Raw genomic sequence first — 23838 nt, 5'->3', positions numbered from 1 at the left:
GTCATGCGGGTCCGCGTCTTATCGGGTCAGTATCCCCAACAAGGACGAGGCCATGACCCAGACATATGAAGAGATGGACGCGATTGCGATGTTGAAGGCCGACCACCGCAAAGTGGAAGACCTGTTCGAACAGTTCGAGGCCGCCTCCGGCAAGGCGAAGAAGCAGACCCTGGCCGAGACCATCTGCCTTGAGCTGAAGGTGCATACGGCGATCGAGGAAGAGGTCTTCTATCCGGCCTGCCGCGGCCAGATCGAGGACGACCTCGTCGACGAGGCCTATGTCGAGCACGACGCGGCCAAGGTGCTGATCAACGAGATCGAGGCCGGCGGCCCGGATGAGAAATTCTACGACGCCAAGGTCAAGGTGCTGTCGGAGATGATCGAACACCACGTCGAGGAGGAAGAGAAGCGGGTCGAGGGTATGTTCAGCCAGGCGCGTTCGGCGGGTCTGGACATGGACGCCCTGGCCGACGACATGCGCGCCCACAAAAAGACCGCCACCGCGCGCTTCAAGTCGGGCAAACCTGCGCAAACCACCACCTTCGACGGTGACGCCGGCGTCGCTGCCTGATCTAGCTCACCGGGGGACGGCCAGCCTGACCAGCTTGCCGTCCTCTTCGTCGGTGATGGCCCAGACCGCCCCGTCCGGCCCGACGGCGACGTCGCGGACCCGTTCGCCCAGGCCGGTCAGCAACCGCTCCTCGCCGACCACCCGACCGTTTTCGATCACCAGCCGGGCGATGTGTTTTTCCTTCAGGCCGGCGACCAGAAGATTGCCGCGCCAGCCGGCGAACATGGCTCCGTCGTAGAAGGTGGCGCCGCCGGGGGCGATGACCGGATCCCAGTAATAGACCGGCTGTTCAGTGCCCGCGCGCGCGGTCAATCCGGCGTTGATCGGCCCGCCGCGGTATTCGATGCCATAGGCGGCGGCGGGCCAGCCATAGTTGGCCCCCGCACGGTCGAGATTGACCTCATCCCCGCCCCGCGCGCCGTGTTCGATCGTCCACACGGCCCCGGTGCCGGGCTGGGTCGCCACGCCCTGGACGTTGCGATGTCCCAGCGACCAGATTTCCGGCAGGGCTCCGGCCCGGTCGGCAAAGGGATTGTCGGTCGGCACCGAGCCGTCGGCATGGATGCGGATGGTCTTGCCCATGTGCGAGGCCAGATCCTGGGCCTGGGGCCGCATCGGTGCGTCAGAGCGTTCGCCCAGGGTGATAAACAGATAGCCCTGCGGATCGAAGGCCAGCGACGAGCCGAAATGCAGCACCCCGTCATAGGCGGGCAGGGCCCGGAAGATGACCTGCACTCCCTCGACCCGTGACCCGTCGCCGGACAGCCGGCCGCGCGCCACGCTGGTGGCATTACCGCCGTCACGGGCTTCGGCATAGCTCCAGTAGATCATCCGGTCGGTGCCGAAGTCCGGCCCGGTCACCACATCCAGCAGCCCGCCCTGCCCCCGGGCGTCGACCGCCGGCAAGCCGGCGACCGGGGTACTGATCCCGCCGTCGGCGGAGATGATCCGCAGCCGTCCCGGCCGCTCGGTCACCAACCAGCGGCCATCGGGCAGCAGGGCCAGGCCCCAGGGATGCTCCAGCCCGGCGGCGATCACCGTATGGCTCATTGCCGTTTCGGTGCGAACTCCCGGGGCCCGGGTCTGTCCTGGGAAGGCCGGTTGCTGATCCGGAGCATTGGCCGGGCGGGTCTCGACCGGCGCACCGGGCGCGGGCGCGACCTGTGCCGCGTCGCCAGCCCGGCAGGCGGCGGCCAAGGCGACGGCGGCAAGGGTGACGGCGAGGACGGTCAGACGCATGGGCTCTTCCCTTTTCACAGACGCGGACAGCCGGAGCGACCCGTCAATACCGCGCCTTCACGTCCGGGTCACGATCCCGTCGCGGCGGGACCCCGACCCTATAGACGTCCGACGACTTGAACCCGCGCCCGGCCCTCTATATAGGCACGCCTCTCCCGCGCCGGCCCCGGCCGACGGGAGGTCGAGGCATAGTGGCTGGGTAGCTCAGCTGGTTAGAGCGGTGGATTCATAACCCACAGGTCGGCGGTTCAAGTCCGCCTCCAGCCACCATTTCCTCAAGACCCCCGGCCCGACCGGCGCAACCGTTGCCGTAGCGCCGCGTTTCCGATGCAGGTTCAACCTGCTCCGGGAGCATTCCATGTCCATCCGTATCGCCACCCTCGCCGCCACCGCCGCCGCCCTGTCGCTGGGCCTCGTCGCCTGCACGCCGGCCGATCAGAACCAGGCCGAGGCCAATACCGAGGCGGCCGCTGACAATGCCGCCGACGCTGCCGCCACGGCCGGCACCCAGATCCAGGAAGGGGCCGCCGCCGCCGGTGAGGTCATCGAGGGCGGGGCCATGAAGGCCGCCCAGGCCGTCGAGTCCGGCGCGGGCAATGTGGCCGACCATCTGGAGGCCAATCAGGCCGAGGCCGCCGCCGAAGGCCGCCCGGGGGCCACCGCGCCCACGCCGCAGCAGTAGACACCTGTTGTCGGTCGGGGCGGGCGTTCAGCCTTCCTCGGCCAGCAGGGCGTCGATCAGGGCCCGGGCCTGGGGTCCGGCCCAGTCGGCCTCACCGGCGAAGGCGGCGCGGATGCGGCCCTGACGGTCCAGCAGGATGGTCTGGGGCATCTTGCCCTTGCCCGGAAACACGAACGGCAGCCGGAATTCCGGATCGTTGTAGAGCGGCAGGGGTTCGTGGACGTCGATAAAACTGGTGGCGTCGGCGATCGCGTCGGGGCCGGTGTCGACATTGACCGGCAGCACCACCAGATCGCGCCCGGCATAGAGTTCGGCCAGCCGGGCCAGGGTCGGCATCTCGGTGCGGCACGGCGCGCACCACATGGCCCAGAGATTGACCACCACCACCTTGCCGCGGAAATCGGCGAAATGAACATCCGCGCCGCCGCGGGATTTGAACACCTCGTCCGGGGCCTGAACCAGCGTCGCCGGGGTCTCGAGCCGGGCCAGCGGCCCGGTGGCGAAGCGGGCCAGGTCGCTCTTCGCGGCCGCCGCCGCAACCGGGGCTTTGAAGACTATGCCCCTGTTGGCGTATAGCAGACCCGCGCCGCCGATCCCGAGGATCAGCAGACCCGCAGCCGCAACCGCCCATCCCGTCTTCTTCGAGCCGCTCATGTCCACCTTGCCCGACACATCCCCGCCCTCCGAAGGGCGCGCCAAGGGGCAGACCCTATGGGGCGGGCGCTTCAACGCCAAGCCCGCGGCGATCATGCAGGCCATCAATGTCTCGATCGGGGTCGACCAACGCCTGTGGCAGCAGGATCTGGCCGGGTCGCGGGCCCATTGCCGCATGCTGGAGAAACAGGGGATCATCGCCGCCGCCGACGCCGCCGCCATCCTGGCCGGTCTCGACACCGTCGAGGGCGAGATCCGCGACGGCTCCTTCCCGTTCCGCGACGCCTATGAGGACATTCACATGAATGTCGAGGCACGGCTGGCCGAGCTGATCGGTGAGCCGTCGGGCCGATTGCATACGGCGCGCTCGCGCAATGATCAGGTGGCGACCGACTTCCGACTCTGGGTCCGCGACGCCTGCGACGGCACGGTGAGCCAGCTTGAGGGGCTGCAACGCGCCCTGCTGGCCCGGGCCGAACAGCATGCGGCCGACCTGATGCCCGGCTTCACCCATCTGCAGACGGCCCAGCCGGTGACCTTCGGCCACCATCTGATGGCCTATGTCGAGATGTTCGGCCGTGACGCCTCGCGCTTCGCCGATGCCCGCAAACGCATGAACGAGAACCCGCTCGGCGCGGCGGCCCTGGCCGGGTCGCCCTTTCCCGTTGATCGCCACATGACCGCCGCCGAACTGGGCTTTGACCGCCCGATGGGCAACAGCCTCGATGCCGTGTCGGATCGCGACTTCGCGCTGGAAAGCCTGGCCGCGGCCTCGATCTGCGCCGGGCATCTGTCGCGGCTGGCCGAGGAGATCGTCATCTGGATGACGCCGATGTTCGGCTTCGTCACCCTGCCCGACGACCTGACCACCGGCTCGTCGATCATGCCGCAGAAGCGCAACCCCGACGCCGCCGAACTGGTCCGGGCCAAGACCGGCCGGATCATCGGCTCGTTCGTGGCCCTGAGCACGGTGATGAAGGGGCTGCCGCTGGCCTATTCCAAGGACATGCAGGAGGACAAGCCGCCGGTGTTCGAGGCCTTCGACGCCCTCGACCTGGCCGTGGCGGCGATGACGGCGATGATCGCGGTGCTGCAGCCCAACACCGAAAACATGCGCGCCGCCGCCGGGGCCGGGTTCTCGACCGCCACCGACCTGGCGGACTGGCTGGTACGTGAACTGAACCTGCCGTTCCGCAAGGCGCACCATGTGACCGGCGCGGCGGTGAAGCGGGCCGAGGTCCTGGGTGTGGACCTGTCGCAACTTTCGCTGACCGAACTGCAATCGCTTGAACCCGGCGTCACGGAAGCGGTTTACAAGGTACTCACCCCTGAGGCTTCCTGCGCCAGTCGCCAGAGCTTTGGAGGCACAGCGCCGGAACAGGTCCGTGCGCGCATCGCCGAATGGAAGACCCGCCTGTCATGACCAGACTGCTCCTGTCGGGCGCGATCGCCCTTCTCGCCCTGTCCGTCTCCGGCTGCGGCCGCATCGCCGACCTTGAGGCCCCGCCTGCCCGCCAGACCGAACGCGCCCTGCCCGACGCGCGCGGCAAGACCCTGCCCGAGCCGGCGACGATCAATCGTCCGCCCAGTGAGAACCCGATCGACGGCGGTCCGGGCAGCAGCCCCTATGACGGTCCCCGCTAGGCCTTGCATCATTTTGACCTGATCGCCGGGACACTGCACGCCGAGGGCGTGTCGCTCGAGACCCTGGCCACTGCGGTCGGCACCCCGGCCTATGTCTATTCCAGCGCGACCCTGCGCCGGCACTACGGCCTGCTGCGCGACGCCGCCAACGCCTGGCCGGACGCCCTCGGCGAGGCGCTGATCGCCTATGCGGTCAAGGCCAACAGCAATCTGTCGGTGCTGGCGACCCTGGCCCGGCTGGGCTGTGGCGCGGACACGGTCTCGGAGGGCGAGATCCGCCGGGCCCTGACGGCCGGTATCCCGGCCCAGAGGATCATCTTCTCGGGCGTGGGCAAGACCGACTCCGAACTGGCCTTTGCCATCGACGTCGGCGTGCGCCAGATCAATATCGAATCCGCGGTCGAGCTGGACCGGCTGATCGCCGTGGCCGAGGCCCGGTCCGCGAACCCCGCCATCGCCATCCGCGTCAATCCGCGCATCGGGGCCGGGGGTCACGCCAAGATCACCACCGGTGGCGACACCGACAAGTTCGGCGTGCCCGTCGAGGAGGCCCTGGCCCTCTATGCCCGGGCCGCAGAGTCGCCCCACGTCACCCCGGTGGGGCTGGCCTGTCATATTGGCAGCCAGATCACGACGCTGGAGCCGCTGGAGGCGGCGTTCCGGGTGCTGCGCGAGATGACCCTGACCCTGCGAGCCCGGGGCCTGACCGTCAGCCGCCTCGATCTGGGGGGTGGTCTGGGGGTGCCCTATTCGGGCGCAGCCACGGTGCCGCCGTCACCGGCCGACTATGTGGCCATGGCCGCCCGGGTGCTGGACGGTCTCGGGGTCGAGGCGGCGTTCGAGCCGGGCCGTCTGCTGGCCGCCAATGCCGGGGTGCTGCTGAGCCGGGTCATCCAGGTAAATGAGCGCAGCGACGGTCGCCGCTTTCTGGTGCTGGACGCGGCCATGAATGACCTGCTGCGTCCGGCCCTCTATGATGCCGAGCATGAATTACTGCCGGTGCGCCCGCGCGCGGGCGACAGCCGTCCGTATGACGTCGTCGGTCCGGTGTGCGAGACCGGCGACACCTTCGCCCGCGACCAGCCGTTGCCGCCGTTGCAGGCGGGGGACCTGGTCGTCTTCATGGGGGCCGGGGCCTATGGGGCGGTCATGGCCGGGGAATACAACAGCCGCCCGCTGGTGCCCGAGGTGCTGGTTGATGGAGATCGCTGGGCCGTGGTTCGGGTCCGTCCGACCTATGACGAGATGCTGGCCCGCGAACCGAGGGCCGACTGGCTCTGAAACCCGGTCGGCGTCTGGCCGGTTCAGTCCAGGGCGCAGATGTCCGGCAGGCCGCGCAGGGCCCCGGCATGGTCGAGGCCATAGCCGACCAGAAACCGGTTCGGGGCCTCCCAGCCGACGAAGTCCGGTTCGGGCGCGCGCGGCAGGGGCCAGGGCTTTTTGGCGAACACACAGGTCAGCACCTCGGCCGCCCCGGCCTCGCGGGTGATGCGCACCGCCTCGGCCAGTGACAGGCCGGTGTCGAACACGTCATCGAGGATCAGCACCCGGCGGCCGGCGATCGGACGCTGGAACGGAGCCCGCACCTCAACCCGTCCACGGCTGGACTGTTCGTCGCCGTAGGAGGCCAGCCACAGGGCATCGAAATGAACGTTGCGGCCAGCTCGCGCCAGGGCCCGGGTCAGGTCCGCGGCGAACCACAGCCCCCCGGTCAGCAGCACGGCGGCCACCGTGTCGTCATCGATCACCGGGGCGATGCGCGCGGCCAGTTCGGTGACGATGCGCTGGATATCCGCCTCGGGCAGCAGAAGGGTCGGTTCAACCGGCTGGGCCGGGGTCGCATCAGCCATGTTGGCGGGGCTCCGTAGCCGGTGCGTGAGGGTCGCTTACGGCCACGGCATCGACGGGATGCAGGTCGACGGCCTCGGGCATCGGGCCGAGGGCCGGACGCAGTCCACCTTCGTCGGCCGAAGGCAGCGGGCGGGCGGTATGGGGCACATTGACCGGCCGGACCACCGGCACGGGCCGCGCCTCGTCCATCGACAGGAAGATCACATCGACCCCGGCGGCCTTGCCCCCCGGATCAGGGATCTGGACGGCGAAACCCTGCACCTTGCCGGGCAGGACCGGAGCGGCGTCGATGCGCACCACGGCATGACCGATTTCGGCCCCGTGGGCATCCAGCAGGGACAGGCGCACCGGCGGGGCGATGACCTCACGGGCCCGCACATTGCGCAGCGCGCCGGACACCAGCACCTGATCCGGCGAGTCCGGCCCGGTGCGGGCGGAAATGGCCTCGAACTCAAGACCCGTCGGATTCACCGGGGTTCCGACCGCCGCATAGGCCGCAGCGGCGCGGGGATAGAGGTCGACCACCTCGACCCGAAACAGCCAGCCGGCGGTCAGCAGGGCCGCGAAGGCCGAGGCGACCCCGGCCCAGACTACGCCATGGGTGGCGGCACGGCGCAGCCGGCGCTGTTGCTCGGCCCGGGCCCGGAAGGCCTTGGGCAGTTCGGGGGCCGGTGTTTCGGCCAGGGATTCGACGGGGACTTCGCGTTTGGCGACCGGCGGAGCGACCGGCTCCGGGGTCGGGCCGGCGTCCAGATCCAGCGGTTCTTCGGGGCTGGCCTGCCAGATATGGGCGCAGCTCTTGCAGCGCACACGACGGCCCGAGGGGCCAATCGCCTCGTCAGGGGTGAAATAGCTGGTGGCGCAGGACGGGCAGGTCAGTATCATGTGGTCTGACTGCGAGGCTTTGAGCCCCCTCCCGTCGAGGCGCTGTCACGCCCCGTTCCTATAAGTAGCCTATGCCCGAATCGCACCGTCGCGCCGCCGAAATCGATACCGCTGACGAAACCGTCCGCCTTGAGGGCGTGGGATTCGGCTATGCGGACGCGCCCGGCGTGCTGCGGAACGTCGACCTCATTCTGCCCCGTGGCTCTTTCCACTTCCTTACCGGCCCCTCAGGTGCTGGAAAATCATCGCTACTCAAACTTCTGACGCTGGCCGAGCGGCCGACTTCCGGCAGGCTGCACCTGTTCGGCGAGGACGTCACCCATATCCCGCGCAGCGCGGTCCCGGCAATCCGGCGACGCACGGGGGTCGTGTTTCAGGATTTCCGCCTGCTGGACCATCTGAGCGCCTTCGACAATGTCGCCCTGCCGCTGCGTCTGGCCCGACTCAAGCCCGAGGACTACGCCGCCGACGTCGAGGAAATGCTGAACTGGGTCGGGCTCGGGGCCCGTATGGCCGACCGGCCACCGGCCCTGTCAGGCGGCGAAAAACAGCGGCTGGCCATCGCCCGGGCCGTGGTCGCCCACCCCGGACTGATTCTGGCCGACGAACCGACCGGCAGTGTCGATGCCGCCATGGGCGAGAAATTACTGGGTCTGTTCCAGGCGCTGAACCGGCTGGGCACGACCGTACTGATCGCCAGCCATGACGAAACCCTGGCCGCGCGTTCCGGAGCCCGCATCCTGCGGCTGGACCGGGGTCGGCTGATCGGGAGCGGCGCATGATCGCTCGTCTCACCCGCCGTCCCGCGAATCTGTTGCCGCGCGACAGCGCCGGCGAGCCCTGGCTGGCGGCGGTGATCGCCATCCTGTGCTTTCTGGCCTGCCTCGCCGCAGTCGGAGCCACTTCGGCCGATCGGGCGGCGCACGGCTGGGCCGGTCAGTTACGGGCCGAGGCCACAGTTCAGGTGCGCCCGCGCGTCGGCGAGACCGGGGCCGGGGCCGCCGCGCGCGCCGCCGAGACCCTGGCCGGGGTCGACGGCGTGGCCGAAGCCGAGGCCATGGACCGCGAAACCGCCGAGGCCCTGCTGCGGCCATGGATCGGCGACGCCATCCTGCCCGACCTGCCGCTGCCCTATCTGGTCACGGTGCGACTGGACCCCACGGTTCCGGCCAGCGCCGTGACCCTGAGCCGGGCCCTGGCCGAGGCCGGTCTGGACGCCAGTGTCGACGATCACAGCCTGTGGCGCGGCGAGGTCGAGCGGGCGGCGATGATCATCAGCCTGCTGGCCGCCGCCGCCTTCCTGCTGACCGCCTCTGCGGCCGCCGCCGCCATTGCCTATGCCACCCGCGCGGCCCTGGCAGCGCAATGGCCGGTGATCGAGACCCTGAGCCTGAACGGGGCCGCCGACGGCACCATCGCCTGGCTGTACCAGAAGCGATTCGGTCTGCTGGCCGCCGGAGCCGGAGCCGGCGGGGCCGCCGCCGCCGCCCTACTGGTCGCGGGGCTGCGCGGACTGGGCGGAGCCGGCGGTCTCAGCCCGGCCCTGCCCCTGGCGTGGAGCGATCTGCTGCTGCTCTCGCCATGCCCGGTGCTGGCGGCTACGGTCGCGCTGGTCGCGGCGCGGATCACAGCACTGGCGAGCCTGCGGCAGCGGCGTTAGGAAGGGCCATGAAGTTTCTGACTCTCATCGCGATTCTGGTGCTGGTCTGGCTGGTCGGCCTGTTCGCCTTCGCCGACCGGGTGCACAATCTGACCCCGGCCGGTGACCCGGCCCGGGCCGACGCCATCGTGGCCCTGACCGGCCCCTCGGCCGAACGGGTCAATGTCGCCATTCGTCTGCTGGAACAGGACAAGGGCCAGCGCCTGCTGATTTCCGGGGTCAATCGCGAGGTGCGCCGCCAGGAGCTGCGGGCCCTGACGCCGGGCTCCAGCCGTTTGTTCAACTGCTGTGTCGACCTGGGCTTCGAGGCCGAAGACACCAACGGCAACGCCCGCGAGATCGCCGAATGGGCCCGGTCCAAACACTATGACAGCCTGATCGTGGTCACCTCGGACTATCACATGCCCCGTAGCCTGGTGGAGATCCGCTCGGCCGCGCCGGGGGTGACGCTGATCCCCCATGCCGTCTCGACGCCGTCGCTGGATGATTCCGGCTGGTGGCGAGCCGCAGTCACCGCCCGGCGCATGACGCTGGAATATATGAAATATCTCGCTGCCCTGACCCGGGCCGGGGTGCACCGGTTGGGCGGTAATCCGGCCCCGGCCGATGACACCGCGACCGACGAACCGGCGACGGCGACCCCGTGACCACCCTGCGTTCCCTGCTGTTCGTCGTCTGGCTGTACCTGTCGCTGGCCGTGTTCGCCGTCGGCCTGTCGCCGGCGCTGCTGATGCCCTATCGCCCGGCCATGTGGGTGATCCGCAACTGGGCCCGGTTCTGCCTGTTCGGCCTGCGCTGGATCGCCGGGGTCAAGGTCGAGTTCCGCGGTCTGGAGTATCGCCCGGTCGGGGCCGCCCTGATCGCCGGCAAGCACCAGAGCATGCTGGACGTCATCGCCCCGTTCGCCATCCTGCCGGACAACTGTTTCATCATGAAGCAGGAGCTGGCCCCCCTGCCCTTCTTCGGCTGGTTCGCGGTCAAGACGAAGATGATCGCCGTCGACCGCTCGGCCCACGCCAAGGCGCTGAAGGCCATGGTGCGCCAGGCCCGCGACCGCTTCGCCGAGGGTCGGCAGATGCTGATCTTCCCCGAAGGCACCCGCACCCCGGTCGGGGCCGCGCCCGATTACAAGCCCGGCATCGCCGCCCTGTACCGCGACCTCGACTGCCCCTGCACCCCGATGGCCACCAATTCGGGGGTGTATTGGCCCGCGCATGGCTTCCGGCGCTATCCGGGCACGATCGTCTATGAGTTCCTGCCGCCGATCCCCGCGGGCCTGAAGCGGGATGTGTTCATGGCGCGGCTGGAGCTGGAGCTGGAGGCGGCGTCGGGGGCGTTGCTGGCGAAGAGCCCAGGCCAGTCAAAGGGCGCGGAACGTGCGCTCTAACTATTATGCGTTCCTGACCATCGCTCTCATTTGGATGGCGATCATCATGGGGTTCGCCGGCCAAATCATGTCGGTCATCGGCCCGTTCTGGTACCTGCTTTTTGGGGTGAGTGCCTTGGTGACGCTGGTCGTCGGCCAATGGTTCGTCTGCCCCTACTGCGATCATCCACTGGTCCGGCCAAAGATGATTGTCGGCGACCGTGAGGTCACAGGCTACGGAATGTTTCCGGGCCGCACCTGCACCTCATGCGGCGAAGACGTGACCCGGAATTAGACTTGCGTCTTCTCCACATGCGCGCAGATGCACAAAGGCGCTGTCTAAAGCCCCAAATCTTTCCGCAACCGGCCGATCTGGTGCATCCGCTCGTGCAGCACGGTGACGATGCCGATGTCGCCGTTCGACAGATGTCGCCAGTAGACGAGGTGGCGTTCGTAGCGAAAGACATAGCCGTCCACGCCGAACGCGGCGGGGATCGGCCGGGACGCCACGCCATGCGTCTCGATCCGGCCGAAGGCGTCGAACAGGCCGGTGATGTAGGGCTCCGCCCGGGCCTCGCCCCAGCGGTCGCGGGTGTAGCGATAGATGGCGTCGAGACGGTGCGAGGCCGCCTGCTGGACGCGGACGGCGGCCACCCGGTCAGGTCCGATTACGGGCGATGACCTCGGCCGCGGTCAAGGCGACATAGGATGACTCCGGCGCGGCGAAGGCCTGGGTCAGCTCCGCCTTCAGGCGATCGAAGGCCTCCTGCTCGCGGCGGTCCATGTCACGGCGGACGAGGTCGCGCACATATTCGCTGATGTTCTCATAGGCCCCGTTTTCACCGACGTTCGAGGCCACGAACTCGCTCAGCGCGCCGCTGAGCCGGACAGTCATTGTGGTGGTGCGGGACATGGTCACCTCCTGTTTCGTCTTCAAAATACGCAATATTGAAGACAACACAAATTGGTGCGGCCCGGTCTGTCAGTGAAGGGACCATTGCCGCATGTTCCCGTTCCGTTTCAGCCGCCGACCCGCTATCTGTGGTGCGTGTCCGACGAATCCGTCATCGCCGCCGCCGCCCACCCCGCCGTCACCGGTGCGGAGCCGTGGCTGGTGCTGCCGCCCGCCCTGGCCATACCGCCGGGCGCGGGGGCGATCTGCGATGCCGACGGGGCACGCAAGATCGGGCGCGGGGCGGCCGAAGGGGTCTTTACCGGCGGTCCGGTGATGGTGGCCCATGCCAGTCTGACGGCGCGGCGGCTGGGTCTGGCCCCGCCGCCGCGGTCGACCGATCTGCTGGATGTGCTGGAGCTGTTCGCCTTTGTGCGACCGGCCCGGTTCTGCGCCCCGTCGCCCAGTGGGCTGGCCCTGGCGCTGGGCATGAGCGAACCGAAGGGGGCCGAGGCCCAGGCGGTGGCCCTGCGTCACGCCGCCGACGCCCTGCTGCGCGAACTGGCCGGGCCTGATTATCCGCGGCGCGAGGACGCGATGACCCTGATCGAGACCCTGTCCAAAGCCGGCTGGGCCTGGGGAGAGCGCGTGTCGGGGGCGCTGCAGCACCAGCCGGTGCGGGCGCGCCAGTATCGCGGCTCGGGCCTCGATGTCTGGAGCCGGATGACCGAGTGGGAGGATGAGGCCCCGCGTGGCGAGTCCGGGTCCGCCCCCGTCGACTCTGAGTCCGCCCGTATCCGGCTGGAAAAGCTGTTGCAGGCCTCGGGTCTGGACGAGACCCGTCCGACCCAGTCCGACTATGCCGCCGAGGCCGCCTATGCCTTCTCGCCGCGCGACGAGGAGGGCCGGCCGCGCATGCTGCTGGCCGAGGCCGGGACCGGGACCGGCAAGACGCTGGGCTATCTGGCCCCGGCCTCGCTGTGGGCCGAGCGCAATCAGGGGGCGGCCTGGGTCTCGACCTATACCCGCGCCCTGCAGCGCCAGATCGACCGCGAGAGCGCCGCCCTTTGGCCCGACCCGGCCGAGCGCAAGCGCAAGGCCGTAGTGCGCAAGGGACGTGAGAACTATCTGTGTCTGCTGAACCTGCAGGACATGGTTCAGGCGGCCCAGCTGGGCAACGGTGACCTGATCGGCATGGCGCTGGCGGCGCGCTGGTCCCTGCATTCACGCGACGGCGACATGACCGGCGGTGACTATCCGGGCTGGCTGCCGGGCCTGTTCGCGGTCGGATCGGGCCAGCAGGCCAGCGCCGCCAATCTGGTCGACCGGCGCGGCGAATGCGTCCACGCGGCCTGTCCCCACTACCGGCTGTGCTTCGTCGAAAAGACCATCCGCGCCAGCCGCCGCGCTGATCTGGTCGTGGCCAACCACGCGCTGGTGATGACCCAGGCGGCGTTCGACGGGGCCCGTTCGGCCCGGGGGTTGAAGCAGGACGGCGAGACGGCGGCGCTGAAACGGATCGTCTTCGACGAGGGCCACCATCTGTTCGACGCCGCCGACAGCGCCTTTTCCGCCTGTCTGTCGGGCCAGGAATCGGCCGAGCTGCGCCGCTGGATCCGCGGGCCCGAAGGGCGGGGGCGGCGCGGGCGCGGGCTGGAGCAGCGGCTGGGTGATCTGTGCGCGGACAATGAGGCGGCGCAGAAGGCCCTGAACGATGCGGTGCGGGCCGCGGCCCAGCTGCCGGGCGAAGGGGTGTCGGGTCGGATCGCCCCGGCTTCGGGCGAGGTCAATCCGATCGGGCCGATCGAGACCTTCCTGCTGGCCGCGCTGGAACAGCTGCGGGCCCGGGCCGGTGACGGCGGCGCGGGCGGCACGGAGTTCGGTCTGGAATGCGCGCTGCGGCCGGTGACCGAACCGGTGCTGGAGGCCGCGCGCGCCGCCGCCCAGGCCCTGGCCGCCGTCGAGGCCCCGCTGTTGGCCCTGTCGCGGCATCTGGAAGACGTGCTGGACGATGAGGCGGCCGATCTGGACGGATCGCAGCGCGCCCGCATCGAGGGGGCCCTGCGGGGTCTCGACCGCCGCGCGCGTATGACCCTGCCCGGCTGGCGGTCGATGCTGGCGGCGCTGGACGAGGGCAGCGACGAGGCTGACCCCGATTTCGTCGACTGGCTGACCGCCGAGGCCGCCTTCGGTCGTATCCATGACGTGGCCCTGCGCCGTCACTGGATCGACCCGACCGTGCCGCTGGAGGCCGCGGTGATCATGCCCGCCCACGGCGTGCTGGTGACCAGCGCCACCCTGTCCGATCCGCTGGCGACGACCGGGGACGGCGACCCGTTCGACATGGCCCGAATGCGCACCGGCGCGGCGCGGCTGATCGAACCGGCGCGGACCCTGAAGGTCGAGAGCCCGTTCGACTATGCGGCCCACAGCCGGGTCATCGTCGTCAACGACCTGATCAAGGACGACGCCCGCCAGACAGCGGCGGCGATGCGCGAGCTGTTCCTGGCCGCGGGGGGCGGCGGTCTGGGCCTGTTCACCGCCATCCGCCGGCTGAAGGCCGTCTATGAACGGCTGGGGCCCGATCTGGCCCGCGAGGGCATCCCCCTCTATGCCCAGCACGTCGATCCGCTCGAGGTCGGGGCGCTGGTCGATGTGTTCCGGGCCGAACAGGACAGTTGTCTGCTGGGCACAGACGCGGTGCGCGACGGGGTCGATGTGCCGGGCCGCAGTTTGCGCATCCTCGCCTTCGACCGGGTGCCGTGGCCGCGACCGGACCTGCTGCACCGGGCCCGGCGTGAACGGTTCGGCGGACAGGGGGCGCAGGGTCGGGCCTATGACGACGCCCTGGCCCGGGCCCGCATCGCCCAGGCTTTCGGCCGGCTGATCCGGCGCGGCGACGACAAGGGGGTGTTCGTGATGCTGGACGCCGCCACCCCGACCCGGCTGTTCGCCGGCCTGCCTCCGGGAACCGAGGTGTTACGCATGGGTCTGGCCGAGGCCGTCGAAACGGTCAGCGGATTTCTGGAGCCCCGGCCGGAAGCGGCAAAAGGGTGACCGACACGCTTTTTTTGGCCGTGGTCGGCTGATACGGAACGGACATGACCGTGCCCCCGCCGATCCTCCGCCACAGCCGCAAGGGCCTGTACACCCCGCTGCTGATCGCCCTGGCCGTACTGGTCGCCTGGACCGGCTGGTGGTTCTACCTGACTCATCAGATCGAGAGCGGCATCGAGGCCCGCGCGGTCGAGATGCGGGCGGCGGGCTGGGAGATCGGGCACGGCCGGATCACCACCACAGGCTGGCCCTTCCGGACCCGGATCGCCGTCGCCTATCCCACGGTGACGGCCCCCGATGGTCGCGCCGTGTCCGCACCGTCCCTGATCGCCGAGGCCAGCACCTACAATCCGGACAAATGGGTGCTCATCGCCCCCAAAGGTCTGGTCCTGACCCGGGCCGACCACAGCAAGATGGCGGTACGCGGCCAGGCCCTGCGCATGAGCGTCAGTCACCTGAAGGCGCGCTTCCCCGACCTGCGGATTCAGCTGGACCAGCCGGTCTTCACCCCCCACCCCGGGGCCGAACCCTTCCCGATCCTGCGCGCCGGACAGCTGCAGATCGAGGCCCGCCCCCATCTGGTCGACGGGGCGGCAACCAGCGCGGACGTTGATGTGCTGTTCCGCCTGACCGACGCCCGCGCCCGTCCGGGCAGCCTGCTCGACGGTCTTGCCGTCCAGGGCCCGGTCGAGGGCTGGATCGAGACGACGATCGCGGGCGCGGATCATCTGCGGGGTCGGGCCATACTCGGCGATCTCGAAACCTGGGCTGATGCGGGCGGACGCTTCACCGCCGTACGTGGCGAACTGAAGGCCGGAGTCAGCACCGCCACCCTGTCCAGCGATGTCCTGACCATCGACACGAACGGCCGCCTGCAGGGCACTGTCGCCCTGATCGCCGACAAGCCCCTGCCGGCCCTCGCCGGACTGGCCCGTTCGGGAGTCACCGGCGTCGACCGGGCCGCCGCGGCCGGGGCGGCCACGGCGACGGCGCTGACGGGCGAGACCTCGGCGATCAATCTGCCGCTGGTGTTCCGCGACGGCCGCACCTGGGTGGGCCCCTTCGCCCTGTCACCGGCCCCGAAACTGTTCTGATGCTGATCGAGCCCGACCGGGACGCGGCCCGCGACGCCCTGGATCACGCCCTGATCGCTGCCGCCCGGGCCCGGATCGCCGCCGGGGCCCGCACGACCCCGGACGCCGAGGCCATCGCCCTGCGCGAACAGCTGGCCGACATCGCGCCGGATGAGGTTCCGCTGTTGCGGGCCCTGCTGGGACGCCTCGAGGCCGCCACCGCACCGCCGCTGACGATCTGGGGCGGTGTCGCCCGGACCCTGGCCGCCGATCGCTTCGGCCTGTCTGCCCGGCTCGCCACCGACCCAGAGACGGCGCTGACGGCCGTCCGGAACGGGCACCGGGCCCTGATCGACCTCACCGGTGACCGGCCCTGGTGGGGCCGGTTGCTGGCCCAGCCCGAACTCCGGGTGACCGCTGCCCTGCCCGACGACCGCCACGGCCGTCCGCTGGCCCTGATGGTCGACCGTCGTCCCTCCGGCCCGACCGGCGACGACCGGACCTTCTGGGTCAGTGACAGCGGGCAGGGTGACGCCAAAATCGTCACCGCCCTGGGTCAGGCCGGACTGGCCGCCACCCCCCTGATCGCGGCAGGCGGCTTGAAGCTGTTCATACTGGCGGGCTATGTGCAGGCCGACGACAGTCGCCTGAACGGTGCGCCCGGCACCCTCGCCGGTATCATCGGCGCGGCTCCGGTATTCTGAACTCGAGGACGACCATGACCGACGACACGACCGCCGCCTCCGCGCTCCGGGGCCCGATCGCCAAGCCCGGCATCCTCGACATCGCCCCCTATGTCGGCGGCAAGTCGGCCATCGCGGGCATCACCGAACCGATGAAGCTGTCGTCGAACGAGAATGCGCTCGGGGCCGGCGAGAAGGCACGCGAGGCCTATGCCGCCGCCATGGCCAACATCCATCTGTACCCGGACGGCCGGGCGACAAAACTGCGCGCCGCCGTGGCCGAGCATCACGAACTGGAGCCCGAGCGGCTGATCTTCGGTAATGGCTCGGACGAGGTGTTCGCCCTGCTGAACCAGACCTATCTGACCGCGGGCGACAATATCGTCACCGGCCAGTACGGCTTTCTTGCCTATCGCATCAGCGCCAAGGCCAACCAGGCCGAGGTCAAGCTGGCCCCCGAGCCCGGCTACAAGGCCGAGGTCGATGCCCTGCTGGAACAGGTCGATGAGCGCACCCGCTTCGTCTATGTCTCCAACCCGTCCAACCCGACCGGCAGCTACAATTCCGGCGAGGAAATCCGTCGCCTGCATGCGGCCCTGCCGTCCTCGATCCTGCTGGTGGTCGACGAGGCCTATGCCGAATTCGTGGTCGAGCCCGACTGGGAGACCGCCTTCCCGCTGGCGCGTGACGCCGCCAATCTGGTCGTAACCCGCACCTTCTCGAAGATCCACGGCCTCGGTGGCCTGCGCATCGGCTTCGGCTATGCGCCGCTGGCCGTGGCCGAGGCAGTCGACCGCATTCGCCTGCCGTTCAATGTCTCGGTGCCCGGGCTTGAGGCCGCCACCGCCGCCCTCGGCGACGAGGCCCACCAGAAGGCCTCGCGCGATCTGGTCCAGACCTGGCGACCGCGCCTGACCCAGGCCATCCGCGGCTTCGGCTTCGAGGTCATGCCCAGCGCCGGCAATTTCGTCATGGTCCGCTTCCCGGACGAGGCCCGCAACGCCACCGCCGCCAATGACTATCTGAACGGCAAGGGCATCATCGTCCGCGCCGTCGGCGGCTACGGCCTGCCCGACTGCCTGCGCATCACCATCGGCACCGAGGACCAGAACCGGGCCGTCATCGACGCGCTCAGCGAGTTCGCGGCCCGATAGGCCCGGTGTGGCCGGGCCGGTGCGTCTCTCCGCCGCCCAGGCGCGGCGCATCGCCCTGGCGGCCCAGGGGTTCGGCGTCGCCCGACCCGACACGGCCTCGGCACGCCATCTGCGCAAGACGGCCCGCGATCTGGGCGTGATCCAGATCGACAGCGTCAATGTCGTCAGCCGCACCCACTATCTGCCCGCCTTTTCGCGCCTCGGTCACTATCCGCGCGAGGCCCTCGAGGCCGAGGCCTGGGGTCGAACGCCCAGCTTGTTCGAATACTGGGGCCATGAGGCCTCGCTGCTGCCGCTGGAGAGCCAGCCCCTGTTTCGCTGGCGCATGGCCCGGGCCGAGGCCGGCGAGGGTCTGTGGAGTGGCACGGCCCGGTTCGGGCGCGAGCGACGCGACTATATCGACGGCATCCTGGCCGAGATCGAAAAGCGCGGCCCGGTCACCGGCGGGGATTTCGCCACGGGTCCGCGCGGCGCGCCGGGCTGGTGGTCATGGTCCGACGGCAAGCGGGCGCTGGAGTGGCTGTTCTGGTCCGGCAAGATCACCACCACCACCCGACGCGGGTTCGAACGCGTCTATGATCTGACCCAACGGGCCCTGCCCGCCGCGGTGCTGGACCAGCCGACGCCGACCGAGGCCGGGGCCCAGCGTGATCTGGTTCGCCTGTCAGCCCAGGCCATGGGCGTGGCCACCGCCGCCGACCTGCGCGACTATTTCCGCCTGCCCCTGGCCGATACCCGGGCCCGGATCGGCGAACTGGTCGAGGCTGGTGAGCTGGTGCCGGTCACGGTCGAGGGCTGGGACAAACCGGCCTTCATGGACCCGGCCTGTCGCAAGCCCCGGCGCATCGCCGCCCGGGCCCTGCTGTCACCGTTCGACAATCTGATCTGGTTCCGAGAGCGCACCGAACGGCTGTTCGGGGTGAAGGTGCGGCTGGAGATCTACACCCCGGCCCACAAGCGGGTACACGGCTACTATGTCCTGCCCTTCCTGCAGGACGAGGCGATCACCGCCCGGGTCGACCTGAAAGCTGATCGCAAGACCGGTATCCTGCGGGTCCAGGCGGCCTGGCGCGAACCGGATGCGACGTCAGAGACGCCGACAGCCCTGGCGCAGGAATTACGTCTGACCGCCCGCTGGCTGGGTCTGGACCGGGTCGAGGTGGTCGATCGGGGCGATCTGGCCGCAGATCTGACGGACAGACTGAAATCGGGCGACTGATTTGAGCGCGCCCGCGATGGATCAGTTGCGCCGGAAGATCCGGCTCGCCGCCCAGCCGGTGAAGGTCGCCAGCATCACGCACAGAATACCGTAGATCCACGGACGGGTCTGGGCGAACTCATAGACGTCCCGTTCGATGCCGACTTTCTCAACCGTCAGGGTCAGGTTGGAAACCGACAGCGGGGCTCCGTCCTGGAACAGCCAGACCTCGGCGAAATATTGACCCGTCGGGGCGACCGTCGGCAGGTCGACCTCGGCGCGGAACAGGCCCTTGTCGACGAATTGCACGCCGTGCGGATCGGTATCGTACAGGGCCGCGGCCTCGCGCAGGCGGATCACCGCGCGGCGCCAGTCCAGATAGTCTTCGCCCAACCGGCTGATGACCACGTCTCGCACCCCGTAGCGGGTCACCGTGCTGGCCTCCTGCGGGGCGTCGATGCGCAGGTGATCGACCCCGACACCGAGACGGCGCAGCTGACCGAAATCGGCGATATCGCCCAATGGCCGGGTCGAGGCCGTCATGTAAAAGCCGGGTGCCCCCTCAAACAGCACCGGCCGGCTGTTGAGCCAGACACCGAGGGTGCGGGATTTCTTGACCAGGCGCAGCGGGGCGTCGGGACCACGCACCACCACCACCACATCCGCCGGCCGGTCGGTTGGATTGAACACCGCGCCATACAGGACGATCGAGGCCCCGCGGAAACTGGAGTCGACATTGACCCGGGCCTCGGTCAGGGCCGCCGCGACACGCAACTCCTGCTGGGTCGCGACCGAGCGCTCCGGGGCCGGAGCCTCGAAAGCGGGCAGTTGCGGCGGGAGAGCTTGCACCATCATCCGGCGATTCCCGGAGCCAGGCTGAAGATGTCACCGGGCCGCACGAACAGCTCCAGCCCCATATAGACGCCTACGCCGAGGACAATGAGCCCCAGGGCCGCGCGCAGGGACTCGGCGCGGAACCGGCCTGACAGGCGCGCGCCGTACTGGGCCCCCACCACGCCCCCGAACAACAGCAGGGACGACAGGACGATGTCGACCGTCTGGTTGCGTCCGGCCTGGAGGATGGTGGTCAGGGCCGTGGTGATAATGATCTGGAACAGGCTGGTACCAACCACCACACTGGCCCGCATGCGCAGCACATAGAGCATGGCCGGGATCAGGATGAAGCCGCCGCCGACTCCCATGATGGCCGACAGCACACCGACAAAACTGCCGAGACCGATCAGCGGGATGACGCTGATGTACAGACCCGAGCGCGGGAAGCGCATGCGGAACGGCAGGCCGTAGAGCCACATCGGCCGTCGACGTTCCTTGCGCGGGGCGGTCTCGCCGCGGCGGCGGCGCAGGATCTGGGTCAGGCTTTCCTTCAGCATCAACGAGCCGATGGCCCCGAGGAACAGCAGATAGGACAGGGCCACCACCAGATCGGCCTGTCCCAGCAGCCTCAGATAGCGGAACAATTCCACACCCAGCAGTGCGCCCAGCGCGCCACCGGCCGCCATGATGCCGCCGATACGGTAGTCGACCAAGCCCTGGCTGGAATAGCTGATGACGCCGGAGGTAGAGGAGGCCACGACGTGGCTGGCCTGGCTGGCCACGGCCACGGTCGGCGGTATGCCCATGAACACCAGGATGGGGGCCATCAGGAAGCCGCCGCCGATGCCGAACAGCCCGGACACAAAGCCGACGACCGCGCCCAGGATCACCAGGAACGGCCAATTTACCGAAACCTCGGCAATCGGTAGATAGATATCCAAAGGACGCGCCTTCGGCTGGAACGAACGCTAGGCGCCGGGAAGGCGACGGTGAAAATCTCTTAGTGGTCCGGGAGGGTCATCACCACCCGTTGCACGCAATAGCTTGCGGAATTCGTCAGAATCCAGCGGTGACTCAGGCCAGAGGCTCCACCTGGAAGGCGGCGGCGGCGGTCCGGGCCGTCCGGCGCACGGTCGAGGACAGGCGGGGCTCCAGCCGCGCCGCCGCGTCACGCGCATCGGCATCGGCCGCATTCGCCGCGATCAGGTACCATTTGTAGGCTTCACCCGGATTGGCGGCCACACCCTCGTCGCCGCTCTCATAGATGCGGGCCACATTGAACTGACTGTCGACCAGACCGCGATCGGCGGCCTTCAGCAGCCAGTCCAGGGCCTCGCGACGGTTACGCGCACCGCCGACCCCGTCGAACAGATACATGCCGTAGGCATGCATGCCCCGGGCGTCGCCGCCGTCGGCCGCGCGTCGGGCCCACAGCCGGCTTTCCTCGGCGTTCACGGTCACGCCCCCCTGACCGGTCTCATACAGGCCCGCCAGATGCAGTTGGGCGGGCGCATAGCCGAGGCTGGCGGCCCGGGTCAGGGTCTCGATTCCGCCGGTATCACCCGCGTCCATCTGCTCAACCGCGGTGGCATAAAGGGTCGCCAGCTCGGCCGTTTCTTCGGGCGTGGCGGGCGTAAGGGCCGTCGGGGTCGTGGCGAGGGCCAGCAGGGGAGCGTCCGTCGACGGGCTGGTGCCGCCCAGCGAAAACTGCGGCAGGACCATCCCCGCGCCGGTCAGCTCGCCATAGGCGTAAAATCCGCCGGCCGTCAGCAGGACGGCGGCGGCCGAAGCCCCCAGCGCCTTGCGGACGGTACCGCCGTCACGCGCCGCCTGTTTGTCCAGTCGTTCCTGCAGCCGGGACTTGCCGCCGCGCTTCAGGCCGAAGCCGGCCCGCGGGGGCTCCTCGACGGCCGGCGGGGCCATGGCGGCACGGGCCGCATCGATGGTCTGGCGGGTCGAGGCAGCACGACCGGCCGCCGCCGCCGCGCGCAGGGCCCGGGCATCAACGAAATCCGTCTCTGCGGCAAAATCCTCATCGACATCCGCGAAGCCGGCGGGAGCCTCCGTAACAGGCACGGACGCGGTCACCTCAAGCGCATCGGAGACATCGGCCCCGCCGAAGCTGACCGAAACAGGGGCCGTCCCAGCGGGGCTGCCGAACGGGACCGCGACGGCCTCCGGAGCCGGCGGAAGTATCGGCTCGGAGGCAGGCTGTGTCTCAGGCTCGACCTCGGGCTCGGCCTCGGGCGCGAGCAGAACCGGGTCGCGCACGGCTTCAGCAGCGACGGCAGAACCGAGCGGGGCAGCGGCGGCCACAGCACCGGGGAAGGGCGCGGGATCGCCGGCGGCGGCATGGTCCGACCACCCGTTGCCGTCATCGAAATCGCTGCTGAAATCGTCGTCCTTGAAGACGTCGGCCCGCCAGTCGGGCTGGGCCAGGCTCGACGCCAGATCCGGGGGCGGAGCCGGAGCCGGAGTCGGAGCCGGAACGGGTTTGGCCCGCTGCTCCATGCTGTCGCGCGCCTCGACCAGCAACCGCGCCGTGCGTTCCTCGCTGAGGCGCATGCGCTCAGCCAGTTCACCCGAAGCCCGGTCATAGCGTTGCTCGATCGTCGAGGAACTGTCCGCCATTCGCTTGGCGATATCTTCAAGCGCCTGGGCCGAGCGGCGCTCGGACTGGGCGATACGGTCGCTGAGCCGGTCGGAGATACGGGTGATCTCACCGCCCAGCTTCTCGAGGGCCAGGGCGTGACGATCGTCCGAACTGACCAGCCGCTGATCGACGACCTGGACATAGCGCCCCATGTCCTTCTCGACCTTTTTGGTCAGCTGGTCACCGAGACGGGCCAGCTGGCCGGGCACGTCGGCCTCGACCTTGCCGATCCGGCCGTTCAGATTCTGGGCGATGCGCAGCACCTCGCGGCCCATCGATTCGACCGCCTGGGCCGAACGCTGATCCGAGGTCCGGGCCTGTTCGCCGATCGCTGTAACCGCCTTCTCGATCCGGGCCATACGGCCTTCGGTCTCGGCGGTATCGAGCCGACGCATCATGTCGGTGCGGTTGGCCTCGATCTGGCGCGTCAGGGTTTCGGCCAGCTTCTCGAACCGGGCGGCCTCGCGGCTGCTCTCCGGCTCGGCCCGGGTTTCGGCGGCCCGCAGACGCTGGTCGAGGCCGGCGAACGACCGCTCAAGCCCGCGCAGGGCCTCACCGGTCGAGGCCTGGGCGGCATCCAGACGCGCAGCCACGGTCGCCAGCAGATCACTGCCCGGGCCGGGACCGGCGACGGTCTCCAGCTGTTCCATGCGCTGGCGCAGCTCGTTGACGCCGGTGCGCTGGCGCTCCTCTATATCGTACAGACGCCCGGCCAGGGCCCCGATGGAGGTTTCGACCTTGTCGAAGGTCTCGAGCGTCCGGGGACCGACTTCCTGCTCGAAGTGGCGCAGGCGTTTGTGGCCCTCCCGCAGTTCCTCGGCGATGTCGTCGATGCGGCGGTTGTGAGCGGCCCCCGCCTGATCCTGCCCCTCGAGCCGGCGCACCAGTCCGGTCACGGCCTGGTCGACCCCCTGGATGGCGACGGTCGAGCGACGCTCTGACGCTTCCAGACGGGCGGCGATGGCGTCGATCGAGGCGCTCAGACGATCCCGCGACTCCTCGGGCGGCGAATAGGGGGGCGTATACGACGGCGTATAGGCGTCATCGACCCGACGATAGCGCCCGCGGCGCTCAACGGTGTCAGCGGCGTGGCTGCGGCGTGCCAGCGGCACGACACCCTCTTCGCCGTCATCGTCTTCGAGAATCATGGTGTTGAGCCACTCGCCCAGCGTCATGCCGGAGCGCCGCGCGAGATCCTTGGCGATCTCACGCGCCTTGGGCTCGATACCCTTTACGCTCCACGGCGCGGCTGCGCTCACTGATTCGCCTCCCGACCTCTAGATGTGAACGCTAGACGTCCAGATCAGGGGTGTAAACGCATGGTTAACCCCAAGATGTAGGGGGCGGGCCAAGTTCCTGTGGAAAGCGTCACCCGCCTGCCGATTTGTCGCCTGATCGTGGTTAACCAGAGGTGAAGATTAACTTCCCGGCAAGGAATTGGCCCTTGCGCCCGATCCCGGCGTCGCCCACCTGCTGACGCGTGACCCTGACCGTGACCCTGACCCTGCTCGCCGCCGCCCTGGCCCTGACCCTGTTCGCCGGATGGCGCGGGGCCCGGCCGCCGGACATCCGGCGTGGTCCGCGCCTGATGCCGTGGCGGTTCCTGATGATCCTGTCGGCGGCGGTGGTTCTGTTGACGGTCATCCATCTGGGCACCCTGGCCGGGGTGGCGCAGCGGCCCTACTAAAGCAAAATCGGTTGAGTTGGACGCAGTCCAACTCGGCTCAGATTTCGCTCCAGTT

Annotated in this window: 25 protein-coding genes and 1 tRNA gene; 17 read left to right on the top strand and 9 right to left on the bottom strand. The window is 69.3% G+C overall.

Annotated elements, in window-relative coordinates; genetic code table 11:
* Nucleotides 1-52: 52 nt before the first annotated feature.
* Nucleotides 53-571, top strand: coding sequence for a hemerythrin domain-containing protein (locus tag AAC050_RS13025; protein WP_339915520.1), 519 nt, complete (start codon nucleotides 53-55; stop codon nucleotides 569-571).
* A gap of 6 nt (nucleotides 572-577) precedes the next feature.
* On the opposite strand, the gene AAC050_RS13020 is transcribed toward AAC050_RS13025, so the two are convergent.
* Nucleotides 578-1810, bottom strand: coding sequence for a PQQ-dependent sugar dehydrogenase (locus tag AAC050_RS13020; protein ID WP_339915519.1), 1233 nt, complete (start codon nucleotides 1808-1810; stop codon nucleotides 578-580).
* A gap of 193 nt (nucleotides 1811-2003) precedes the next feature.
* Between AAC050_RS13020 and AAC050_RS13015 the strand changes: the two genes are divergently transcribed.
* Nucleotides 2004-2080, top strand: a tRNA-Met gene (locus AAC050_RS13015).
* 88 nt (nucleotides 2081-2168) lie between these two features.
* The gene (locus tag AAC050_RS13010; RefSeq protein WP_339915518.1) at nucleotides 2169-2492 is read left to right on the top strand and encodes a hypothetical protein; all 324 of its coding nucleotides are present in this window, start codon (nucleotides 2169-2171) and stop codon (nucleotides 2490-2492) included.
* 27 nt (nucleotides 2493-2519) lie between these two features.
* Here AAC050_RS13010 and AAC050_RS13005 read toward each other — a convergent pair whose 3' ends face one another.
* Nucleotides 2520-3164, bottom strand: coding sequence for a TlpA disulfide reductase family protein (locus AAC050_RS13005; RefSeq protein ID WP_339915517.1), 645 nt, complete (start codon nucleotides 3162-3164; stop codon nucleotides 2520-2522).
* On the opposite strand from AAC050_RS13005, the gene argH reads away from it, so the two are divergent.
* From argH to lysA, 3 genes are read left to right on the top strand one after another with little or no spacing between them, the layout of a single operon-like run.
* Nucleotides 3145-4569: an argininosuccinate lyase gene (argH, locus tag AAC050_RS13000; RefSeq protein WP_339915516.1), complete on the top strand. Its 1425-nt coding sequence runs from the start codon at nucleotides 3145-3147 to the stop codon at nucleotides 4567-4569. The two genes, AAC050_RS13005 and argH, sit on opposite strands and share 20 nt — an antisense overlap.
* Nucleotides 4566-4790, top strand: coding sequence for a hypothetical protein (locus AAC050_RS12995; RefSeq protein ID WP_339915515.1), 225 nt, complete (start codon nucleotides 4566-4568; stop codon nucleotides 4788-4790). The genes argH and AAC050_RS12995 overlap by 4 nt, the downstream gene beginning before the upstream one ends.
* 3 nt (nucleotides 4791-4793) lie before the next feature.
* Nucleotides 4794-6071 carry a diaminopimelate decarboxylase gene (gene lysA, locus AAC050_RS12990; RefSeq protein WP_339915514.1) on the top strand — a complete coding sequence of 426 codons (1278 nt, stop codon included), beginning with the start codon at nucleotides 4794-4796 and terminating at the stop codon, nucleotides 6069-6071.
* A 23-nt stretch (nucleotides 6072-6094) separates the two neighbouring features.
* Here the strand turns inward: lysA and AAC050_RS12985 are convergent, their stop codons facing one another.
* Both AAC050_RS12985 and AAC050_RS12980 read right to left on the bottom strand, forming a co-directional pair.
* Entirely contained in the window at nucleotides 6095-6640 is a 546-nt protein-coding gene (locus AAC050_RS12985) for a phosphoribosyltransferase family protein (protein WP_339915513.1), read from the bottom strand.
* Nucleotides 6633-7526, bottom strand: coding sequence for an MJ0042-type zinc finger domain-containing protein (locus AAC050_RS12980; RefSeq protein WP_339915512.1), 894 nt, complete (start codon nucleotides 7524-7526; stop codon nucleotides 6633-6635). The genes AAC050_RS12985 and AAC050_RS12980 overlap by 8 nt, the downstream gene beginning before the upstream one ends.
* Nucleotides 7527-7597: 71 nt before the next feature.
* On the opposite strand from AAC050_RS12980, the gene AAC050_RS12975 reads away from it, so the two are divergent.
* From AAC050_RS12975 to AAC050_RS12955, 5 genes are read left to right on the top strand one after another with little or no spacing between them, the layout of a single operon-like run.
* Nucleotides 7598-8308 (top strand): ATP-binding cassette domain-containing protein, encoded by a 711-nt coding sequence (locus AAC050_RS12975; RefSeq protein WP_339915511.1) that lies wholly within the window; start codon nucleotides 7598-7600, stop codon nucleotides 8306-8308.
* The gene (locus tag AAC050_RS12970) at nucleotides 8305-9186 is read left to right on the top strand and encodes an ABC transporter permease (RefSeq protein WP_339915510.1); all 882 of its coding nucleotides are present in this window, start codon (nucleotides 8305-8307) and stop codon (nucleotides 9184-9186) included. The genes AAC050_RS12975 and AAC050_RS12970 overlap by 4 nt, the downstream gene beginning before the upstream one ends.
* A gap of 8 nt (nucleotides 9187-9194) precedes the next feature.
* A complete protein-coding gene (locus AAC050_RS12965) occupies nucleotides 9195-9833 on the top strand; it encodes a YdcF family protein (protein WP_339915509.1) in 639 nt (212 codons plus the stop codon).
* Nucleotides 9830-10573 carry a lysophospholipid acyltransferase family protein gene (locus AAC050_RS12960; RefSeq protein ID WP_339915508.1) on the top strand — a complete coding sequence of 248 codons (744 nt, stop codon included), beginning with the start codon at nucleotides 9830-9832 and terminating at the stop codon, nucleotides 10571-10573. The genes AAC050_RS12965 and AAC050_RS12960 overlap by 4 nt, the downstream gene beginning before the upstream one ends.
* The gene (locus tag AAC050_RS12955; protein WP_339915507.1) at nucleotides 10563-10847 is read left to right on the top strand and encodes a hypothetical protein; all 285 of its coding nucleotides are present in this window, start codon (nucleotides 10563-10565) and stop codon (nucleotides 10845-10847) included. The genes AAC050_RS12960 and AAC050_RS12955 overlap by 11 nt, the downstream gene beginning before the upstream one ends.
* A gap of 44 nt (nucleotides 10848-10891) precedes the next feature.
* Here AAC050_RS12955 and AAC050_RS12950 read toward each other — a convergent pair whose 3' ends face one another.
* Entirely contained in the window at nucleotides 10892-11206 is a 315-nt protein-coding gene (locus AAC050_RS12950) for a type II toxin-antitoxin system RelE/ParE family toxin (protein ID WP_339915506.1), read from the bottom strand.
* Nucleotides 11207-11210: 4 nt separating this feature from the next.
* A complete protein-coding gene (locus AAC050_RS12945) occupies nucleotides 11211-11465 on the bottom strand; it encodes an addiction module antitoxin (RefSeq protein WP_339915505.1) in 255 nt (84 codons plus the stop codon).
* A 315-nt stretch (nucleotides 11466-11780) separates the two neighbouring features.
* Between AAC050_RS12945 and AAC050_RS12940 the strand changes: the two genes are divergently transcribed.
* The 5 genes from AAC050_RS12940 to AAC050_RS12920 are packed head-to-tail and all read left to right on the top strand — an operon-like array spanning nucleotide 11781 to nucleotide 18630.
* Nucleotides 11781-14501, top strand: coding sequence for an ATP-dependent DNA helicase (locus AAC050_RS12940; protein ID WP_339915535.1), 2721 nt, complete (start codon nucleotides 11781-11783; stop codon nucleotides 14499-14501).
* Nucleotides 14502-14545: 44 nt separating this feature from the next.
* Nucleotides 14546-15595 carry a DUF2125 domain-containing protein gene (locus AAC050_RS12935; RefSeq protein ID WP_339915504.1) on the top strand — a complete coding sequence of 350 codons (1050 nt, stop codon included), beginning with the start codon at nucleotides 14546-14548 and terminating at the stop codon, nucleotides 15593-15595.
* The gene (locus tag AAC050_RS12930) at nucleotides 15595-16278 is read left to right on the top strand and encodes a hypothetical protein (protein WP_339915503.1); all 684 of its coding nucleotides are present in this window, start codon (nucleotides 15595-15597) and stop codon (nucleotides 16276-16278) included. Before AAC050_RS12935 ends, AAC050_RS12930 begins: the two co-directional genes overlap by 1 nt.
* 14 nt (nucleotides 16279-16292) lie before the next feature.
* Nucleotides 16293-17411, top strand: a complete 1119-nt coding sequence (gene hisC / locus AAC050_RS12925) for a histidinol-phosphate transaminase (RefSeq protein ID WP_339915502.1) — start codon at nucleotides 16293-16295, stop codon at nucleotides 17409-17411.
* A gap of 19 nt (nucleotides 17412-17430) precedes the next feature.
* Nucleotides 17431-18630, top strand: a complete 1200-nt coding sequence (locus AAC050_RS12920) for a winged helix-turn-helix domain-containing protein (protein ID WP_339915501.1) — start codon at nucleotides 17431-17433, stop codon at nucleotides 18628-18630.
* Nucleotides 18631-18651: 21 nt separating this feature from the next.
* Here AAC050_RS12920 and AAC050_RS12915 read toward each other — a convergent pair whose 3' ends face one another.
* From AAC050_RS12915 to AAC050_RS12905, 3 genes are all read right to left on the bottom strand, one after another.
* Complete coding sequence (locus AAC050_RS12915) at nucleotides 18652-19464, bottom strand: TIGR02186 family protein (protein WP_339915500.1); 813 nt, start codon at nucleotides 19462-19464, stop codon at nucleotides 18652-18654.
* Nucleotides 19461-20384, bottom strand: a complete 924-nt coding sequence (locus tag AAC050_RS12910; protein ID WP_339915499.1) for a sulfite exporter TauE/SafE family protein — start codon at nucleotides 20382-20384, stop codon at nucleotides 19461-19463. The genes AAC050_RS12915 and AAC050_RS12910 overlap by 4 nt, the downstream gene beginning before the upstream one ends.
* A 133-nt stretch (nucleotides 20385-20517) precedes the next feature.
* On the bottom strand, nucleotides 20518-23355 hold the full coding sequence (locus AAC050_RS12905) for a hypothetical protein (protein WP_339915498.1): 2838 nt from the start codon (nucleotides 23353-23355) through the stop codon (nucleotides 20518-20520).
* A gap of 221 nt (nucleotides 23356-23576) precedes the next feature.
* Here AAC050_RS12905 and AAC050_RS12900 point away from each other — a divergent pair, with 221 nt between their 5' ends.
* Nucleotides 23577-23783: a hypothetical protein gene (locus AAC050_RS12900; RefSeq protein WP_339915497.1), complete on the top strand. Its 207-nt coding sequence runs from the start codon at nucleotides 23577-23579 to the stop codon at nucleotides 23781-23783.
* The last annotated feature ends 55 nt before the right edge of the window (nucleotides 23784-23838 follow it).

This window comes from uncultured Brevundimonas sp. (assembly GCF_963974615.1).
In the GTDB taxonomy this organism is placed as follows: Bacteria; Pseudomonadota; Alphaproteobacteria; order Caulobacterales; family Caulobacteraceae; genus Brevundimonas.
Note: the sequence above shows the minus strand (reverse complement) of the source record. Positions and strands in the feature narration are given on the sequence as shown.

What these genes read in the sequence shown, in the direction of transcription:
- AAC050_RS12930 (WP_339915503.1), top strand. Translation starts at nt 15,595, where the DNA reads ATGCTGATCGAGCCCGACCGGGACGCGGCCCGCGACGCCCTGGATCAC.
- AAC050_RS12935 (WP_339915504.1), top strand. Translation starts at nt 14,546, where the DNA reads ATGACCGTGCCCCCGCCGATCCTCCGCCACAGCCGCAAGGGCCTGTAC.
- AAC050_RS13020 (WP_339915519.1), bottom strand. Translation starts at nt 1,810, where the DNA reads ATGCGTCTGACCGTCCTCGCCGTCACCCTTGCCGCCGTCGCCTTGGCC.
- argH (WP_339915516.1), top strand. Translation starts at nt 3,145, where the DNA reads ATGTCCACCTTGCCCGACACATCCCCGCCCTCCGAAGGGCGCGCCAAG.
- AAC050_RS12975 (WP_339915511.1), top strand. Translation starts at nt 7,598, where the DNA reads ATGCCCGAATCGCACCGTCGCGCCGCCGAAATCGATACCGCTGACGAA.
- hisC (WP_339915502.1), top strand. Translation starts at nt 16,293, where the DNA reads ATGACCGACGACACGACCGCCGCCTCCGCGCTCCGGGGCCCGATCGCC.
- AAC050_RS12915 (WP_339915500.1), bottom strand. Translation starts at nt 19,464, where the DNA reads ATGATGGTGCAAGCTCTCCCGCCGCAACTGCCCGCTTTCGAGGCTCCG.
- AAC050_RS12985 (WP_339915513.1), bottom strand. Translation starts at nt 6,640, where the DNA reads ATGGCTGATGCGACCCCGGCCCAGCCGGTTGAACCGACCCTTCTGCTG.
- AAC050_RS12995 (WP_339915515.1), top strand. Translation starts at nt 4,566, where the DNA reads ATGACCAGACTGCTCCTGTCGGGCGCGATCGCCCTTCTCGCCCTGTCC.
- AAC050_RS12945 (WP_339915505.1), bottom strand. Translation starts at nt 11,465, where the DNA reads ATGTCCCGCACCACCACAATGACTGTCCGGCTCAGCGGCGCGCTGAGC.
- AAC050_RS12980 (WP_339915512.1), bottom strand. Translation starts at nt 7,526, where the DNA reads ATGATACTGACCTGCCCGTCCTGCGCCACCAGCTATTTCACCCCTGAC.
- AAC050_RS12940 (WP_339915535.1), top strand. Translation starts at nt 11,781, where the DNA reads ATGGTGGCCCATGCCAGTCTGACGGCGCGGCGGCTGGGTCTGGCCCCG.
- AAC050_RS12970 (WP_339915510.1), top strand. Translation starts at nt 8,305, where the DNA reads ATGATCGCTCGTCTCACCCGCCGTCCCGCGAATCTGTTGCCGCGCGAC.
- AAC050_RS13025 (WP_339915520.1), top strand. Translation starts at nt 53, where the DNA reads ATGACCCAGACATATGAAGAGATGGACGCGATTGCGATGTTGAAGGCC.
- AAC050_RS12965 (WP_339915509.1), top strand. Translation starts at nt 9,195, where the DNA reads ATGAAGTTTCTGACTCTCATCGCGATTCTGGTGCTGGTCTGGCTGGTC.
- AAC050_RS13010 (WP_339915518.1), top strand. Translation starts at nt 2,169, where the DNA reads ATGTCCATCCGTATCGCCACCCTCGCCGCCACCGCCGCCGCCCTGTCG.